This window comes from Duganella sp. CY15W (genome assembly GCF_009857555.1).
Classification (GTDB): Bacteria; Pseudomonadota; Gammaproteobacteria; order Burkholderiales; family Burkholderiaceae_D; genus Rugamonas; species Rugamonas sacchari.
On sequence record NZ_WWCQ01000001.1, the window covers coordinates 2076650 to 2093255 of the forward strand.

The 16606-nt window shown below is 61.7% G+C and carries 16 protein-coding genes and 1 tRNA gene; 7 read left to right on the forward strand and 10 right to left on the reverse strand.

From position 1 onward, the window contains the following. Positions 1-76: 76 nt before the first annotated feature. The 4 genes from tig to GTP58_RS09000 form a co-directional block, all read right to left on the reverse strand. Positions 77-1417: a trigger factor gene (gene tig, locus GTP58_RS08985; RefSeq protein ID WP_072781707.1), complete on the reverse strand. Its 1341-nt coding sequence runs from the start codon at positions 1415-1417 to the stop codon at positions 77-79. 32 nt (positions 1418-1449) lie between these two features. Beyond that, a tRNA-Leu gene (locus tag GTP58_RS08990) sits at positions 1450-1536 on the reverse strand. A 176-nt stretch (positions 1537-1712) separates the two neighbouring features. Next, positions 1713-4799, reverse strand: coding sequence for an efflux RND transporter permease subunit (locus GTP58_RS08995; RefSeq protein ID WP_161077116.1), 3087 nt, complete (start codon positions 4797-4799; stop codon positions 1713-1715). Further along, the gene (locus GTP58_RS09000; RefSeq protein ID WP_373924713.1) at positions 4796-5920 is read right to left on the reverse strand and encodes an efflux RND transporter periplasmic adaptor subunit; all 1125 of its coding nucleotides are present in this window, start codon (positions 5918-5920) and stop codon (positions 4796-4798) included. Before GTP58_RS09000 ends, GTP58_RS08995 begins: the two co-directional genes overlap by 4 nt. A gap of 183 nt (positions 5921-6103) precedes the next feature. Here GTP58_RS09000 and hpnC point away from each other — a divergent pair, with 183 nt between their 5' ends. Continuing rightward, the gene (gene hpnC / locus GTP58_RS09005) at positions 6104-6946 is read left to right on the forward strand and encodes a squalene synthase HpnC (protein ID WP_161077117.1); all 843 of its coding nucleotides are present in this window, start codon (positions 6104-6106) and stop codon (positions 6944-6946) included. Positions 6947-6973: 27 nt separating this feature from the next. Here the strand turns inward: hpnC and GTP58_RS09010 are convergent, their stop codons facing one another. Continuing rightward, positions 6974-7297, reverse strand: a complete 324-nt coding sequence (locus tag GTP58_RS09010) for a hypothetical protein (RefSeq protein WP_161077118.1) — start codon at positions 7295-7297, stop codon at positions 6974-6976. 132 nt (positions 7298-7429) lie between these two features. Next, on the reverse strand, positions 7430-7840 hold the full coding sequence (locus GTP58_RS09015) for a VOC family protein (RefSeq protein WP_161077119.1): 411 nt from the start codon (positions 7838-7840) through the stop codon (positions 7430-7432). Positions 7841-7927: 87 nt separating this feature from the next. On the opposite strand from GTP58_RS09015, the gene hpnD reads away from it, so the two are divergent. From hpnD to GTP58_RS09040, 5 genes are all read left to right on the forward strand, one after another. Then, entirely contained in the window at positions 7928-8761 is an 834-nt protein-coding gene (hpnD, locus tag GTP58_RS09020; RefSeq protein ID WP_161077120.1) for a presqualene diphosphate synthase HpnD, read from the forward strand. After that, entirely contained in the window at positions 8754-10181 is a 1428-nt protein-coding gene (gene hpnE, locus GTP58_RS09025; RefSeq protein WP_373924714.1) for a hydroxysqualene dehydroxylase HpnE, read from the forward strand. Before hpnD ends, hpnE begins: the two co-directional genes overlap by 8 nt. A 112-nt stretch (positions 10182-10293) precedes the next feature. Continuing rightward, positions 10294-10449, forward strand: a complete 156-nt coding sequence (locus GTP58_RS09030) for a hypothetical protein (protein WP_161077121.1) — start codon at positions 10294-10296, stop codon at positions 10447-10449. Between the two features lie 24 nt (positions 10450-10473). Further along, entirely contained in the window at positions 10474-11268 is a 795-nt protein-coding gene (locus GTP58_RS09035; protein ID WP_161077122.1) for a DUF1700 domain-containing protein, read from the forward strand. 9 nt (positions 11269-11277) lie between these two features. Next, on the forward strand, positions 11278-12084 hold the full coding sequence (locus GTP58_RS09040; protein ID WP_161077123.1) for a head GIN domain-containing protein: 807 nt from the start codon (positions 11278-11280) through the stop codon (positions 12082-12084). Here the strand turns inward: GTP58_RS09040 and GTP58_RS09045 are convergent. Further along, entirely contained in the window at positions 12071-13321 is a 1251-nt protein-coding gene (locus tag GTP58_RS09045; RefSeq protein ID WP_161077124.1) for a TIGR03862 family flavoprotein, read from the reverse strand. The genes GTP58_RS09040 and GTP58_RS09045 overlap by 14 nt on opposite strands. Positions 13322-13357: 36 nt before the next feature. On the opposite strand from GTP58_RS09045, the gene GTP58_RS09050 reads away from it, so the two are divergent. After that, on the forward strand, positions 13358-13600 hold the full coding sequence (locus GTP58_RS09050) for a hypothetical protein (RefSeq protein ID WP_072781690.1): 243 nt from the start codon (positions 13358-13360) through the stop codon (positions 13598-13600). Here GTP58_RS09050 and moaD read toward each other — a convergent pair. From moaD to thrC, 3 genes are read right to left on the reverse strand one after another with little or no spacing between them, the layout of a single operon-like run. Next, positions 13597-13851, reverse strand: a complete 255-nt coding sequence (gene moaD / locus GTP58_RS09055; RefSeq protein ID WP_072781688.1) for a molybdopterin converting factor subunit 1 — start codon at positions 13849-13851, stop codon at positions 13597-13599. The two genes, GTP58_RS09050 and moaD, sit on opposite strands and share 4 nt — an antisense overlap. Next, the gene (gene glp, locus GTP58_RS09060; RefSeq protein WP_161077125.1) at positions 13851-15068 is read right to left on the reverse strand and encodes a gephyrin-like molybdotransferase Glp; all 1218 of its coding nucleotides are present in this window, start codon (positions 15066-15068) and stop codon (positions 13851-13853) included. The genes moaD and glp overlap by 1 nt, the downstream gene beginning before the upstream one ends. Further along, positions 15068-16558 carry a threonine synthase gene (gene thrC, locus GTP58_RS09065; RefSeq protein ID WP_161077126.1) on the reverse strand — a complete coding sequence of 497 codons (1491 nt, stop codon included), beginning with the start codon at positions 16556-16558 and terminating at the stop codon, positions 15068-15070. Before thrC ends, glp begins: the two co-directional genes overlap by 1 nt. Positions 16559-16606: the final 48 nt, after the last annotated feature.

Below are 16606 nucleotides of genomic sequence, written 5' to 3' on the forward strand. Positions count from 1 at the left end.
ACCAGTCATTCTATTTCCTTGTGAAGCAGCTTTGGGGGCCGGAATGTTTATATTACATCATCCGGCCCAAACTGAATTACGCTTGTGCGTTGCTTCCCATCAGTTCGTCAAAGGCGATCGCCTTGGACGAAGTCTTCGACAGGCCCAGGACGTAGTTGACGACGTTTTCTTCCAATACAAGGGCTTCGACTTCTGCCAGACGACGACGGTCGCTGTAGTAGTACTTCAGCACTTCACGTGGATCTTCGTAGCTTTGTGCGAAGTCTTCGATCTGGGCTTTGACTTGTTCTGGCTGGGCTTGCAGGTTGTTCTCACCGACCAGTTGCGACAGGATCAGGCCCAGGCGTACGCGGCGCTCGGCTTTTTCTGCGAACAGTTCTGGTGGGAATGGCACGTCCTTGACGTTCATGCCGCGCTGCGCCATATCTTGACGGGTCATTTCAGCCAGACGCTCGGTGTCCTGAGCGATCAGCGATTTTGGCACGTCCAGGGTAGCGGTCTTGACCAGGGTTTCCATCACGGCTTCTTTGTTGCGTGCTTTCACGCGGCCAGCGACTTCACGTTCCAGGTTGACTTTGATGTCTTCGCGCATTTTAGCGACGTCGCCATCGGCCACGCCCAGCGATTTAGCGAACTCGGCGTCCACTTCCGGCAGGTGCGCCCATTCCAGTTTTTGCAGGGTGATGGTGAACGAGGCGGTTTTGCCGGCCACGTCTTTACCATGGTAGTCCTCTGGGAATGCCAGTGGGAAGGTCTTCGACTCGCCCACTTTCAGGCCGACGGTCGCAGCTTCGAATTCTGGCAGCATGCGGCCTTCGCCCAGGACGAATGGGTAGCCTTCAGCCTTACCGCCTGGGAATTCCACGCCGTCGATCGAACCGACGAAGTCCACGGTCACGCGGTCGCCGTTGGCAGCGATGGCTTCGCCACCGTCGCCGTGTTCGCCAGCTTCGCCTTTGGTGTGGAAGTGCACGCGCTGCTTGCGCAGGATTTCGATGGTCTTGTCGATTTCAGCATCGCTGACGTCGGCTTTGACAGTTTCGATTTCTACCTTGGTCAGGTCGCCGATCGCGACTTCCGGGTAGATCTCGAAGGTAGCGTCGAAGGTCAGCACGCCAGCTGGCGAGTCCGACTTCGGCTCAATGTTCGGGAAGCCAGCAACACGCAGTTGCGCTTCGTTTGCGGCGTCGTTGAAAGCGCGGCCAACTTTATCATTCAGCACTTCGGTTTCGATCTGGTAACCGTACTGTGCTGCGACCATTTTCAGAGGAACTTTGCCCGGACGGAAGCCTGGTGCCTTAGCCGTTTTGGCTTGCACTTTCAGGCGCTTCTCAACTTCAGCGCGGACTTCGGTCAGCGGGAAGGAGATCGTGATACGACGTTCGAGTTTGCCCAAGGTTTCGACTGCAGTTGCCATGTAAAAATCGTCCAAAAAATAAAAAATACAGTTGGTGCGAGGAGGGGGACTCGAACCCCCACACCATTGCTGGCGTCAGGACCTAAACCTGGTGCGTCTACCAATTTCGCCATCCTCGCGGCTTGTTTGCACAAAAGCAAAGGGCGACCTGTAAGTGAAAAACGGTCGCCCTCTTCCTGCTTTATACGCAGGAGCTTTCAACTTCAACGCGATATTCTAACGGGTTTTTCAGCGAAATGAAGAGGTTTTTTAATATGTCGCCAACATTCCACTGAAAATATGCCGATTTTGGCGATTAATTGGGCTTTTTCACTCTGAACCACGCTGCATACAAGGCTGGCAGGAACAATAAAGTCAGCGCCGTTGCCAGGATCAGACCGCCCATAATCGCCACCGCCATGGGCCCCCAGAATACCGAGCGCGACAGCGGAATCATGGCCAGCGCCGCTGCGGCCGCTGTCAGGATAATCGGCCGGCAGCGGCGCACCGCTGATTCGACAATCGCGGTCCACGCATCGTGGCCGGCCTTGATGTCCTGCTCGATCTGGTCCACCAGAATCACCGAGTTACGGATAATCATGCCAAACAGCGCAATGATGCCCAAGTTGGCCACAAAGCCCAGCGGCCGTCCCAGCAGCAGCAATGCCATTGCCGCGCCCGCCACACCCAGCGGACCGGTCAGGAACACCAGCAGCGAACGCGAGAAGCTGTGCAACTGCAGCATCAGCAGCGTGAAGATGATGAAGATCGCCAGCGGCAGATTGGCCGCAATCGATGCTTCCGCCGCCCCGCTATCCGACGCCGCGCCCTTCTCGGTAATCGCGTAGCCAGCCGGCAGCGCGTCACGCAAGGCTTTCAGTTGCGGCGCAATCTGGCCGGAGACGGTGGGGCCTTGAATATTGTCAGCCACATCCGACTGCACGGTAATGGCCCAGTCACGCCCTTCGCGCCATACCACGCCTGGTTCCCACACAAAGTGGGCGCGCGCCAGCTGGCTGATCGGCACCGACTTGCCGCTGGCGGTCGGGATATTTGTATCGTTGAGCACGGCAATGGTGTTGCGCTCTTCAAGCGGCTGGCGGATCTGGATATCGATCAGCTTGATGCCCTCGCGGAACTGGCCTATCGTCGTACCGGACAGGATGGTGTTGGCGGCACGCATCACGGTTTGCGACGTCACGCCCAGTGCGCGCATCTTGTCCTGATCGAGGTCGAGGCGCAGCACCTTGATCGACTCATTCCAGTTGTCGTTGACGCCGATGGTGTTGGGATTGGCGCGCATCAGGTCCTTGACCTGGTCGGCAATGGCACGCACCTTGTCCACTTCGGTACCCGTCACGCGGAACTGCACCGGATAAGGCACGGGCGGACCATTCGGCAGCAGCTTCACGCGGCCGCGCACTTCCGGGAAGTCATGCTTGAAGAGATCGACGATCTTCTCGCGCAGCGCGGCGCGCGCCTGCAGATCCTTCGGCAACACCACGATCTGCGACACGTTCGTCTGCGGGAAAATCTGGTCCAGCGGCAGGTAGAAACGCGGCGAACCGGTGCCCACATAGCTGGTCACGCTGACCACGCCTTCCTGCTTGCGGATGAAGGCTTCAAACTTCTTCACCTGCGCTTCGTTGGCGGCAAACGTCGTGCCTTCCGGCGTCCACATTTCGACCATGAGTTCAGGCCGGCTGGAGTCCGGGAAGAACTGCTTCTCGATGAACTTGAAGCCATACACGCCCAGCGCAAAAATCAGCAGCGTGGCGACGATAGTGGTCTTGCGGAACTCGACACACCAGTTCACCAGCGCGCGGAACTTGCGGTAGCCCGGCGTGTCAAACAAATCATGCTCGCTGCCGCCATCGGTATGCGGCTTGACCTTGAGCAGCACATAGCCCAGGTAAGGCGTGAAGGTCACGGCCACCACCCACGAAATCACCAGCGCCAATGCATTCACCGAGAACAGCGAGAAGGTGTATTCGCCCGCCGCCGACTTGGCCATGCCGATCGGCAGGAAGCCGGTGACGGTAATCAGGGTTCCGGTCAGCATGGGAATCGCGGTGGACTTGTAGGCGAAGGTGGCCGCGTCAAAGCGCGACATGCCCTCTTCCATTTTGCGCACCATCATCTCCACCGCGATGATGGCATCGTCCACCAGCAGGCCCAGCGCGATAATCAGCGCGCCCAGCGAGATCTTGTGCAGGTCGACATCCAGCATCCGCATGAACAGGAAGGTCACCGACAGCACCAGCGGAATACTCAGCGCCACCACCAGGCCAGGCCAGACGTCCAGACGCAGCAGCGGTTTGCTGTGCAAGCCCAACGCCACAAAGCTGACCGCCAGCACGATCAGCACCGCCTCGATGAGCGTATGCACAAACTCGCCAACCGACGCTTTCACCGCTTCCGGCTGGTCCGACACGCGCTCCAGCTCGATACCAACGGGCAGCTTGGCCTTGAGTTCGCGCACGGTCTTTTCCATGTGCTTGCCAAGCTGGATGATGTTGCCGCCCTTCTCCATCGATACGCCCAGGCCAATCACTTCCTTGCCGTTGAAGCGCATCTTGTTGCCCGGCGGGTCCTGATATTCGCGCTTGATGGTGGCAAAGTCGCCCAGACGGAACGTGGTACCGTTGGCGCGCAGTTCCAGTTCTTCCAGATCCTTGACAGTCTTGAGCGCACCCGTCACGCGCACTTGCAGGTTGTCGGAAGGCGTCACCAGCACGCCGGTGGCCTCCACCGTGTTTTGCGTGGCGATCTGGTTCACGATGGCTTCAAACGGAATCCCGAGCTGCGCAAACTTCTTGTGCGAGAACTCGATATTGATTTTCTCGTCCTGCACGCCAAACAGCTCGACCTTGGACACCAACGGCACGCCCAGCAACTGCTGACGCACGAAATCGGCATAGTCCTTCATTTCGGCATAGGTAAAGCCGTCGCCAGACAGCGCGAAGATGGAGCCATAGGTATCGCCAAACTCGTCATTGAAGAACGGCCCCTGCACGCCGGATGGCAGCGTGCCGCGGATATCGCCGATCTTCTTGCGCACCTGGTACCAGGCGTCGGAGACGCTTTTCGGCGGCGTCGATTCGCGCAATTTCAGGATGATGGTGGTTTCGCCCGGCTTGGAATAGCTCGAAATCTCATCGATGCCGGGCGTTTCCTGGAGCTTTTTCTCCAGCTTGTCCGTGACCTGCTCGGCCATTTGCAACGAGGTCGCGCCCGGCCAGTTGGCCCGCACCACCATCGCACGGAAGGTGAATGGCGGATCTTCGTCCTGCCCCAGGTTGGAATAACTGAGCATGCCGCCGATCAGCAGCACGGCAATCAGATAGCGGGTCAGCGGGATGTGTTCCAGCGCCCAGCGTGAGAGGTTGAATCCTTCCTTCATTTGGCGGCCTCTGCCACCTTGGGTGCGACCGGCACGTCATTGCCCAGGATCTTCACCTTCTGTCCCGGCTTCAGCAGGTTGACGCCTGCCGTGACCACGGTCTGCCCCGGCTTGACGCCGCCCGCCAGCACAATCTCATTGCCGGCCACGCCACCGATCTGTACGGGAATCAGCTTGACGGCGCCGCTTTCCACCACCCACACCGAGGTTGCGGACTTTTCGTAGAACAGCGCGGTCAGCGGTACCTTGATTTGCGGCACTGGCGTCTTCGAGGCGAACTGCACCACGGCAGTCATGCCCAGCTTGGCTTCCGCCAGCGAATCCGGTATCGAGACTTTGACGGTGTAAGTCCGGGTGGACGGGTCGGCCACCGGGGAAATTTCGCGGATCTTGCCCGCCACCGGGTTCTTCGGATCTGCCCACAGGCGCACCTGCACGTCCGGCACGCGGCGCAGCGTATCAACCTTGTCTTCTGGAATACCGATAACGATTTCCTTCTCGCCCGCCTTGGCCACGCGCACCACCGGCGTTCCCGGCGACACCACCTGGCCCACTTCCGCATCGACCGAGGTCACCACGCCGTCCACATCCGACAGCAGCGAAGCATAGCCCGCCTGGTTGGACTGGCCGCGGTAGCCGGCCTGTGCGGCGTCAACACTGGCCTGGGCCGCCTTGTAGGTTGAATCCTTGGAGTCCAGCACCGCCTGGCTTACGAAGCTCTTGCTGCGCAGCTCCTGATAGCGCGCCAGCTCGGCCTTGGCCAGATCGCGGTTGGTTTCCGCCGCGCGCAGATTGGCCAGCGCCTGCGCCTGCGACAGCTGCAAGTCCAGCGGGTCCAGCTGCATCAGCACCTGGCCTTGTTTGACCAGCGTGCCGACGTCGACCTTGCGGCTGACGATCTTGCCGCCGACGCGGAAGCCCAGACGCGATTCCACGCGCGCCCTCACCTCGCCGGAAAATTCGGCATTCACGTCCACATCGCTACTGACCAGCGACATGGCCCGGACCGGGCGCACATCTTCGGTTTTTTCTACCTGTTTGGAACAAGCGCCAAGCAGTACCAGCGCCGAGGCGGCAACCAGCATGGCGGGAGTTGGGCGCACTTTCTTCTTAGTGGACACGGCAGCTTCCTTTGATTAATGACTGAAGGGTTATTTATTAATTATATGCCTAACAATCATCTTTGCAAATGACTTCTGCGTCATTAAGCACCAAAATAAGCCCCAAAAACTTGCCCTGATTTCAAGATGGCACTACCATTACACGCTGGAAACCACCCGGCACCCGCCGCTCTTCTCTTTTCTATGCCGGTCGATCACTACGAAAACTTCCCTGTCGCCTCGATTTTGCTGCCTAAACGCCTGCGTCCGGCGGTGGAAGCCATTTACGCCTTCGCCCGCAGCGCCGACGATCTGGCCGATGAGGGCGACGCCACGCCGGAAGAGCGCCTGGCGGCGTTGAGCGCCTACGAGGCAGCGCTGGTGCGCATCGAGCAAGGCGCCAGCGACCATCCGCCGCTGTTTGAACGGCTGGCGCAGGTGGTGCGGGACTATGAGATGCCGCTCAAACCGCTGTATGAGCTGCTGTCGGCGTTCAAGCAGGACGTGCTGGTGTCGCGCTACGCCACGTACGACGCGCTGCTGGACTATTGCGCGCGCTCGGCCAACCCGGTGGGGTTCATGATGCTGCACCTGTACGGCGCGGCGGATGAAGAGAATGTGCGCGACTCGGATGCCATCTGTACCGCGCTACAACTCATCAATTTCCTGCAAGACGTGGCGATTGACCTGCACAAGGAACGGATTTACCTGCCGCTCGAGGACCTGAACCGTTACGCGGTCTCGCCCGCTGCGCTGGATCACGCCAGCGCCCGGCCGCGCTGGCGCTCGCTGATGCGCTTCGAGGTGGACCGCGCCCGCAAGCTCATGTTGAGCGGCGCGCCATTGGCCCTGCGCCTGCCCGGCCGCATCGGCTTTGAACTGCGCCTGGTGGTGCAAGGCGGTCTGAGGATTCTGGATGCGATTGAAGCGGCGGAATATGACGTGTTCCTGCACCGCCCCAAATTGAGCAAGCGCGACTGGCTGGGGATTTTCTGGTCCGCCGTGCGGATGAAAAAGCAGATGAAAGCGGTGCTTCGCACGGCTTGACTCGGCTTGACGCCACGCGGCGGGCGGTCAGGCGGGAGCGACGGTCTGGGCCGACGCCAGCTTGGCAGGATGGCGTTCCGGCAGGCTGTTCACGGACGATGAGGGTGGCGGCGCCTTCGGTGCCGCTGCCGGCACGGCTGGCCTGGACTGCTTGAGCACAAACTCGCGCAACGACGCCGCTTCCGACACCGATAGCGCGGTCTGGCAATTTACGCCTTCGTTGGAAATTTGCCACTCCTGATAGTCGCCGACGCTCAGCGTACGCTGTTTTTGCACGTCCAGCAGCTTGCAGCGGCCGGCCACGTCGTGCGCCTCCTGCAAGTGCTGGGTGTAATAGGTGGCAGACTTCATCGGTGTCGCTCCCTCTGCAGACGTGCCCTCACATCCAGCAAGTGCCGGAATCAGGATCAAGGCTGCAACAGTCGGCGATCTCATACAAATATGCTCCTTACAAACAGTAACATATTGTATCCGCAAATCGCCTCACTTTGCAGCCGGAGGGCCTTTCAGCTCAACAATGTTGCCTTCTGGGTCAGTAATATAAATCGACGGCCCCTCGCCTTCCGCGCCATAGCGGGACTCGATCGCGCCCGCCTGGACGCCGTGCTGCGTCAGGTGCGCAAAGATGGCGTCCGCGTCAAACGGCTCCACCCGCAGGCAGAAGTGGTCCATATTGCGCCCCTCGACGCCAGGCGCGGCGCCGCCCATGCGGCCCAGCTTGCCATCCACGGGAATCAGGTCGATGAGCGAACTGCCGGCGCGCAGCTGGATCAGGCCGATTTCCTCCTGCTTGCGCTCGACCGGACAGCCCAGTACGCCGCAGTAGAAATCCAACATCCGCGGCAACTCAACCACGCGCAGCACCAGGTGATCTATTTCACGAATACTAAACATGCCCATTCCTTAACAAATAATGGACCGACACTATAACGCTATCCTATAAAATAGCGGCTTCGACCAGCCCATCATTGCTTTTTATTCATGTCCCCCGACGACTACTGCCAGCAAAAGACCGCCCAAAGCGGCTCCAGTTTTTACTACAGCTTTCTGTTCCTGCCGCCGGAGCGTCGCCGCGCAATTACCGCTTTGTACGCATTTTGCCGTGAAGTGGACGACACCGTCGATGAATGCACCGATGAATCGATTGCCCGCATCAAGCTGGCCTGGTGGCGCAAGGAGATCAGCAGCATGTACGCCGGCCAGCAGAGCCATCCGGTCACGCTGGCGCTGCAGCCGCACCTGCAGCCGTACAACCTGAAAGAAGAACACCTGCAAGCCATCATCGACGGCATGGAGATGGACCTGAACCAGACCCGCTACCTCGACTACGCGGCGCTGGGCAAATACTGCTGGCACGTAGCCAGCGTGGTGGGCATCCTGTCGGCCAGCATCTTTGGCGTGACCAATCCGCAGACCCTGCAATTTGCGGAAAAGCTCGGCCTCGCCTTCCAGCTCACCAACATCATCCGCGACGTTGGCGAAGATGCGCGCAAAGGCCGTATCTACCTGCCGATCAATGAACTGCAGCAGTTCAACGTCACCGCCGCCGAAATCCTCAACGCCAAGCACAGCGACAAATTCGAGAAGCTGATGGCCTTCCAGATCGCCCGCGCGCAGCAGGCTTACGACCAAGCCTTCGCCCTGCTGCCGAAGGAAGACCGGCGCGCCCAGCGTCCGGGCCTGATGATGGCCGCCATCTACCGCACGCTGCTGACCGAAGTGGAAGCCGACGGCTACCACGTGCTGGACCACCGCATCTCGCTGACGCCAATCCGCAAACTCTGGCTGGCCTGGAAGACCTACATCCGTGGTTGACCAGCCGATTGCCGGCACGCCGGCAGACAAGCGCGGCCAGGCGGAACCGGCGCTCGCTTCGCGCGCCATCGCCGTGATTGGCGCCGGCTGGGCCGGCTGCGCGGCAGCGGTCGAACTGGCCCGTGCCGGCTACAAGGTGACGTTGCTGGAAGCAGCCCGCACGTTGGGTGGCCGCGCGCGCCGCATCGAAACCGACCGCAAGCAGCTCGACAACGGCCAGCACATCCTGCTGGGCGCCTACAGCGAATCGCTGCGCCTGATGCAGCTGACCGGCGTCGATACCAGCCAGGCCGTGCTGACGTTGCCGCTGCAGATGCGCTACCCGCCCAACACCGGCGGCATGGATTTCATCGCGCCCGCGCTGCCGCTGCCTGCGCCGCTGCACCTGGCCATCGCGCTGCTGCGCGCCCAGGGTTTGCACCGCGAAGACAAACTGAGCCTGGCGCGCTTTTCCACCAGCGCCCGCTGGATGGGCTGGCAGCTCGACACCGATTGCAGCGTCAGCGCACTGCTGGAACGCTTCGACCAGACGCCGCGCCTCATCAAGCTGATGTGGCGTCCGCTGTGCCTGGCCGCGCTCAACACGCCGCCCGAACGCGCCTCCGCGCGCGTCTTCCTCAACGTGCTGCGCGACAGCCTGGGCGCCAAACGCCGCGCCTCCGACATGCTGCTGCCACGCGCCGACCTCAGCGCGCTGTTTCCGGATGCGGCAGCCGCCTACATCGGCCGGCACGGCGGTTCGGTACGCAGCGGCGCCAAGGTCCAGGCGATCCGCAATATCGAAAGCCGCCTGTGGCAGCTCGATATCAGTGGCGCGGCGGTGGGCGGCACCTGGAGCACCTACTTTGGCGGCGTCGTGATTGCTACCGGCGCCAGCCAGGCCGCCGCGCTGCTGCACGATCTGCCCGACTGCGACACCAGCACCCTGTGCCACCAGCTCACCGCGTTTGAGGCGGAAGCCATCACCACCGTCTACCTGCAGTACGACAGCACGACCAGACTGGACCTGCCGTTCTACGCCCTGCAGGACGATCCGGACAGCCACCATTACGGCCAGTTCGTGTTCGACCGCGGCCAGCTCGACGCCAGCCAGGCCGGCCTGCTGGCCGTCGTCATCAGCGCCTCCGGCCCAGCCGCAGCCCAGCCACAAGAGCTGCTGGCCGAAGCGGTGGCGGTGCAGCTGGCGGTGGATTTCCAGCGCCCGGAACTGGGGCGGCCCGCATGGTTCAAGGTGATTACCGAAAAACGCGCCACCTATGCCAGTTCGCCCGGCCTGGTCCGGCCCGCCAACGCTACCGGCCTGCCCGGCCTGGTGCTGGCCGGCGACTACACGGCGGGCGACTATCCGGCCACGCTGGAATCGGCCGTGCGCAGCGGTGTGGCTGCCGCCAACCTGTTAAAGAGGAGCACCGTCCAGTAGCCCGTTTTTGTCGCCTGTTCCGCATTTTGTGCAGCCTGTCACATGCCTGTGGCACCAGAACGGACGCTTGCGTACAGTGGAATCATCGGCAAACCCCTATATTGGAACGTAAATGAAACTCGCCCTGAGCCTGAAAACCCTCGCGCTGCTCGCCTTTGTGGCCGCCAGCACCGCAGTCATCGTGCATCCGGCACGGACGGCGGACGGCACGATGGCCATGGCGCACAACACGACGAATGGCCTGCCCCTGCCGTCGTCCTTTCACTAAGAGAAACATTGGGGAATTGATATCATGACCAAGCAGGAATACCTCGACGCGCTCAAGCAAGCCATGCAGGGTCTGCCGCCAGAAACGGTGGCCAAGACGCTGGCCTACTACGAGCAACGCTTTATCGACGGCCTGGTGGCTGGCCGGAGCGAGGCCGAGGTCTATCAGGAACTCGACGAGCCGCGCAAGATCGCCATGACGCTGCGCGCCAGCGCCCACCTGAACGCTTTCGAGCAGAAAAAGACCCCGGTCAACCTGGCGCGCATGATGATCTCCTTCATTGGCCTGGCGATCTTCAACCTGTTCATGGTCATCCCGGCCATGGTTTACGCCAGCCTGCTGGGCGCCGTCTACATTTCCGCGTTCGGCTTCTATATCGGCGGCGTGGCGCTGACCGCCAGCGGCCTGTCGGGCCAGAATGAGCTGGCGCTGGAAGGCCCGCTGCGCCACATCATGGAATTCACCAACAGCCATTTCGACACCCGCGCAGAAGAGGAAGAAGCCCAGGGCTGGCGCGTGTCCATCAACAATATGGGCGTGCAGGTCAACAAGGACGACAACGAAAGCCCGCCAGCGGACGAGGAAGGCCTGAGCCGCAGCGGCCGCGTGCTGAACCGCGCCGAAGCCGTGGCGGCCGGCGATGTCCACATCACCACCGATTTTGACAGCGGCGCCCGCACCACGCAGTCGCTGATCGGCATGGGACTGGTCCTGGGCGGGATCGGCCTGACCCTCATCAGCATCGTGCTGACCCGTTACACCATGATCGGCCTGCGGCGTTATGCGGCGATGAATGTCTCGCTGCTGCGCGGACGTTAAGGAACAATGATGCGCGCATTATTAAAAATCGGAGCGGGCCTGCTGCTGCTGGCATTTGTGCTGATCGGCATAACCTACAGCATGCTGAAAGCCTACGGCAGCAGCAGCCCGACCAGCGTTGCCGGCCGCTCGCTGGGCAGCGAAAGCCGCAAGATCGACGCCATGGCCACCGCCGTGGAACTGAGCGGCCCCATTGACCTGATCCTGACCCAGGGCCAGACCGCGTCGCTCAAGGTGCGCGGCGAGCAGCGCTCGCTGTCGAATATTGAAACCATCCAGGATGGCCGCGATCTGCACATCGGCACCAAGGGCATGCTGCTCAATCCACGCCATCGCCTGCAGGTGGAGCTGATCCTGCCCTCGCTGGAAGAACTGGTGGTCAACAGCAGCGGCGACACCAAGGTCAGCGGCTTTACCGGCGAGCGCCTGGAACTGCAGCTGCACGGCTCGGGCAATGTGAACTTCAACGGCCGCTATCGCGAATTGACTGCCGGCGCACGTGGCAGCGGCAACCTCAATCTGAATGCCGGCAGCAGTGAGAACGTGGAGCTCGAAATGGTGGGCTCGGGCCAGATCAGCGCGTCCGGCAGCTGCAAGAACCTCAACGCGGAGCTGACCGGTTCCGGCGACCTCAATGCGCGCCATCTGGCGGCGGACAAGGTCACGGTCAATCTGAAAGGCTCGGGCACCAGCCACGTGTTCGCCAAGCAGTCAGCGGATCTGACCTTGCGCGGCAGCGGCGACATCCGCGTGCTGGGCAATCCGGATCAGCGCAATGTGAGCCGCACCGGTTCCGGCGAAGTCACCTGGGAGTAAGCCAGGCCAGCGCATCGCGCGCGGCCGCCACGCCGCCGGCAAAGCAGGCTGTCAGCAGATAGCCTCCGGTGGGCGCTTCCCAGTCGATCATCTCGCCCGCCACAAACGCGCCCGGTACGGCCTTCAGCATGGTGCCCTCCAGCGCTGACCAGCACACCCCACCGGCGCTGCTGATCGCTTCATCGATAGGACGCGGGCGCAGCAGCCGCACCGGCAGGCGCTTGATGGCCTGCGCCAGCAGTGACTCGTCAGCGTATTCGTCCTTGCTCAGGCACTCCCGCAGCAGCCCCGCTTTCACGCCCTTGATGCCAAGACGGCTTTGCAGATGGCTGCTCATGGAACGCGAGCCACGCGGCCGCGCGATTTCGTCAGCCACGCGCTGTGGCGACAGGTCCGGCAGCAGGTCCAGCCAGATGGTGGTGGTGCCTTCCGCGGCGATCTGGTCGCACAGCGCGGCGGACAAGGCGTAAATCAGGCTGCCCTCGATGCCGCCCTGCGTGACCACGAACTGCCCTTGCTTGCGCATCTCCTGGCCTTGCGCATCACGCGCGATCACGGCCACGGTCATCAGCGGTTCGCCCGCGTGGCGGCTGCTGAAATGCTCACTCCATGCGACATCGAAACCACAATTGGCAGGCGCCAGCGGCGCCACCTCCACGCCACGCGCAGCCAGCACCGGCATCCAGGCGCCATCCGACCCCAGACGCGCCCAGCTCGCACCGCCCAGCGCAAGGATTACCGCATCGGCGGACACCAGCTGTTCGGCCGGATGGCCGTTGTCGTCCGGCGCGCTGAAGACCAGCGCATCATCACGCCAGCCCTGCCAGCGGTGGCGCATGTGGAACTGCACACCGCTTTCGCGCAACTGGTGCACCCATGCCCGCAGCAAAGGCGCGGCTTTCATATCGGTCGGGAAGACGCGGCCCGAGGTGCCGACGAAAGTCTCCAGTCCCAGGCCATGCACCCAGCCGCGCACCGCCTGCGGATCAAACGCGTCCAGCATCGCTTGCAACGGCTGCGCGCTTTTGCCGTAACGCGTTACGAAATCAGCATAGGGCTCCGCGTGCGTGATGTTCATGCCGCTGCGGCCGGCCAGCAGAAACTTGCGGCCGACCGAAGGCATCGCGTCGTAGACATCCACCCGCACCCCGCCCTGCGCCAGCGTTTGCGCGGCCATCAGGCCGGCGGGGCCGCCGCCAATGACGGCGACGCGAAAAGGTGTCAAACTAGACTGCATGTGATTCGGTCCAATACGTAAAACAAGGGAGACAAAATGGGTGCGGTATTCTGGATTAAACGCTACCTGCAAGCGGCCGTGCCGCTGTTTGCGATACTGGCCGCCGTCGAATGGATCAAGGGCTCAACCGCCAGGGAAGACTACCTGAGTGCCGGCGCATGGGCGCTGATCGCCGCCGGCATTTTCACTTACTTTGCCTGGCGCCGCTACCGCAACGCCGTGGCTTGCGGCATGTGCGATAACTTCGCCGCCGCCAGTAAAAACGACAAGCCTTCCTAACCGCCCGTCACGGGCGGGAAAAACGCCACTTCGGCGCCATCGGCAAGCGCGGTATCGGCGCTGCACATCACCTGGTTGCACGCCATGCGCAGCGCCGGGTGCGACAGCGCCTGCTGCCAGTTCTCGCCACGCGCAGCCAGGTGGTCGCGCAAGGCGCCCACCGTGTTCACGCCATCCGGCAAGGCCAGCGATTCGGACGATGCGCCAAGCGCCTCACGCACGCTGGCAAAAAATTTAACGGTAATAACCATCAGTACAGTAACTCATTAAACGGTATAAATCGTACGGTGTCGCCGGCAGCGATTGCCTGGCCAGGCGGATTATCGATCACACCGTCGCCCCACACCGTGGATGTCAGCACTCCAGAACTCTGGTTGCGGAACAGTTCCACGCCACCATTGTCGTTGATACGGGCACGCAGGAATTCGTTGCGCTTGTCAGCTTTGGGCCAGTCGAAATCGGCGCGCATGTTGAAAGCACGCGGCGCCACTGCGCCTTCCACGCCCTGCAGGCGCAGTACAAACGGCCGCACGAACAGCATGAAGGTGATGAAGCTCGATACCGGATTGCCGGGCAGGCCGACAAAGAAGGCCTGCTGCACCTCGCCGAACGCCAGCGGTTTGCCAGGCTTGACGGCGATCTGCCACATATTGAGCTTGCCCTCGGCTTCTACGGCAGGCTTGATATGGTCTTCTTCGCCGACCGACACGCCGCCCGAGGTGATAATCAGGTCGTGGCCCTGCGCGGACTGGCGCAGCACCGAACGTGTCGCCTCCAGCGAATCCGGCACGATGCCAAAATCGGTGATCTCGCAACCCAGGTTTTCCAGCAGCGCACGCAACGTGAAGCGGTTGGAGTTGTAGATCGCGCCCGGCGCCAGTGGTTCGCCCGGCATGGTCAGCTCGTCACCGGTAAAGAACACTGCCACACGCAGCTTGCGTTTGACCGGCAGCTGCGCCAGGCCTATCGATGCGGCGAGGCCCAGTTCCTGGCTGCGCAAACGCGCACCAGCTTTCAGCACCACGCTGCCGGTGGCGATGTCCTCGCCCGCGCGTCGTATCCATTCGCCCGATTTTGGCGTGTGCCTGACGGTGACCACATCGCCAGCCAGTTCGCACTGCTCCTGCATGACGACAGCGTCCGCACCTTCCGGAATCATGGCGCCAGTGAAGATGCGCGCCGCCGTCCCTGGCTGCAAAGGCTGTCCGACATGGCCTGCCGGGATACGCTGCGACACCTTGAGCGCCGCGCTGCCGCTGACGCAGTCGGCTGCGCGCACCGCATAGCCGTCCATCTGCGTATTGTCCGCGCCGGGCACGTTCATGCCCGATACCTGCGCTACCGCCAGCACGCGGCCGTTGGCCTGCAGCGTCGGGATGGTCTCCGACTCCGCCACAGGGCGGACGGCGTCCAGCATCAGCGCCAGCGCATCGCTGACAGACAGCATCGGTTTGCGCGGCTCGCTCATTACAGGCCCGTGTTGGAAGCGATGTAGGCCTTCATGGCGGCGACATCCGGCTTCATGACGACAAACTTCTGCGGCAGGTCTTCGATGTTTTCGAAACCTTCCGGACGCTCGGCATCTTCACCCAGCGCTTCCAGGATGGTTTCGTTGAACTTGGCCGCCAACGCGGTTTCCAGCACGATCATGGTCACGCCAGGTTCCAGATGTTCCTTGGCGACCTTGATGCCGTCGGCGGTATGCGTATCGATCACGATGCCGTAATCGTCGGCCACATCGCGGATGGTATCGACGCGGTCCTGGTGCGTGGACTTGCCCGACTTGAAGCCGTAGTTAGCCACCAGTTTGAATTCGTCGCCATCGCTGCCCGGTTTGCCCGACAGGTCGAAGCCGCCGTGGGTGTCCACTTTCTGGAACAGCGCGCGGGTGCGGTCGCTGTCGCGGCCCACCAGTTCGTAGACAAAGCGCTCGAAGTTCGACGCTTTCGAAATGTCCATCGACGGGCTGCTGGTGTGGTAGGTCTCAGCTGACTTGCGCACGCGGTACACGCCGGTGCGGAAGAACTCATCCAGCACGTCGTTTTCGTTGGTGGCGGCGACCAGTTTGTCGATCGGCAGGCCCATCATGCGGGCGATATGGCCGGCGCAGATGTTGCCGAAGTTACCCGAAGGGACGGTGAACGACACTTTCTGATCGTTCGAGGTGGTCGCTGCCAGATAGCCGCGGAAGTAGTACACCACCTGCGCCACAACTCGCGCCCAGTTGATCGAATTGACGGTGCCGATTTTGTGCCGGGCCTTGAATTCCAGGTCATTCGACACGGCCTTCACCATATCCTGCGCATCATCGAACACGCCTTCAATCGCGATGTTGAAGATGTTCGGGTCCTGAAGGCTGAACATCTGCGCAGTCTGGAAGGCGCTCATTTTCTTGTGCGGCGACAGCATGAACACGCGGATACCCTGCTTGCCGCGCATCGCGTATTCCGCCGCGCTGCCAGTGTCGCCCGAGGTGGCGCCGAAGATGTTCAGCTCAGCGTTTTGTTTGGCCAGCGCGTATTCAAACAGGTTACCCAGCAGTTGCATGGCCATGTCCTTGAAGGCCAGGGTCGGGCCATTCGACAGCGCCTGCAGCACCAGTCTGGTGCCATTCTCGCCTTCTTCCAGCACGCGCAGCGGCGTGATGTCGGCAGCGCTTTCTTCCTTGCGGGCGTTTTTGTAGACGTCTGCGGTGTAGGTCTTGGCGGTCAGCGCGCGCAGGTCAGCTTCCGGAATATCGGTGGCAAACTTCTTCAGGATTTCAAACGCCAGTTCAGCGTAGGACAGCTTGCGCCAGGCATCCAGCTCGGCGCCAGTCACCTGAGGGTAGGAAGCCGGCAGGAACAAGCCACCGTCAGCGGCAAGGCCGCCCAGCAGAATATCGGAAAACTGCGCGGAAGATGGTTGGGAAGGCGAAGCGGCGGCCGACGAAGCGGCGCGGGTAGACACGTATTGCATAGAGTAGAAAAGTCCGGTTGGGCTGCAGAACGGTACAAAGCGAGCGAA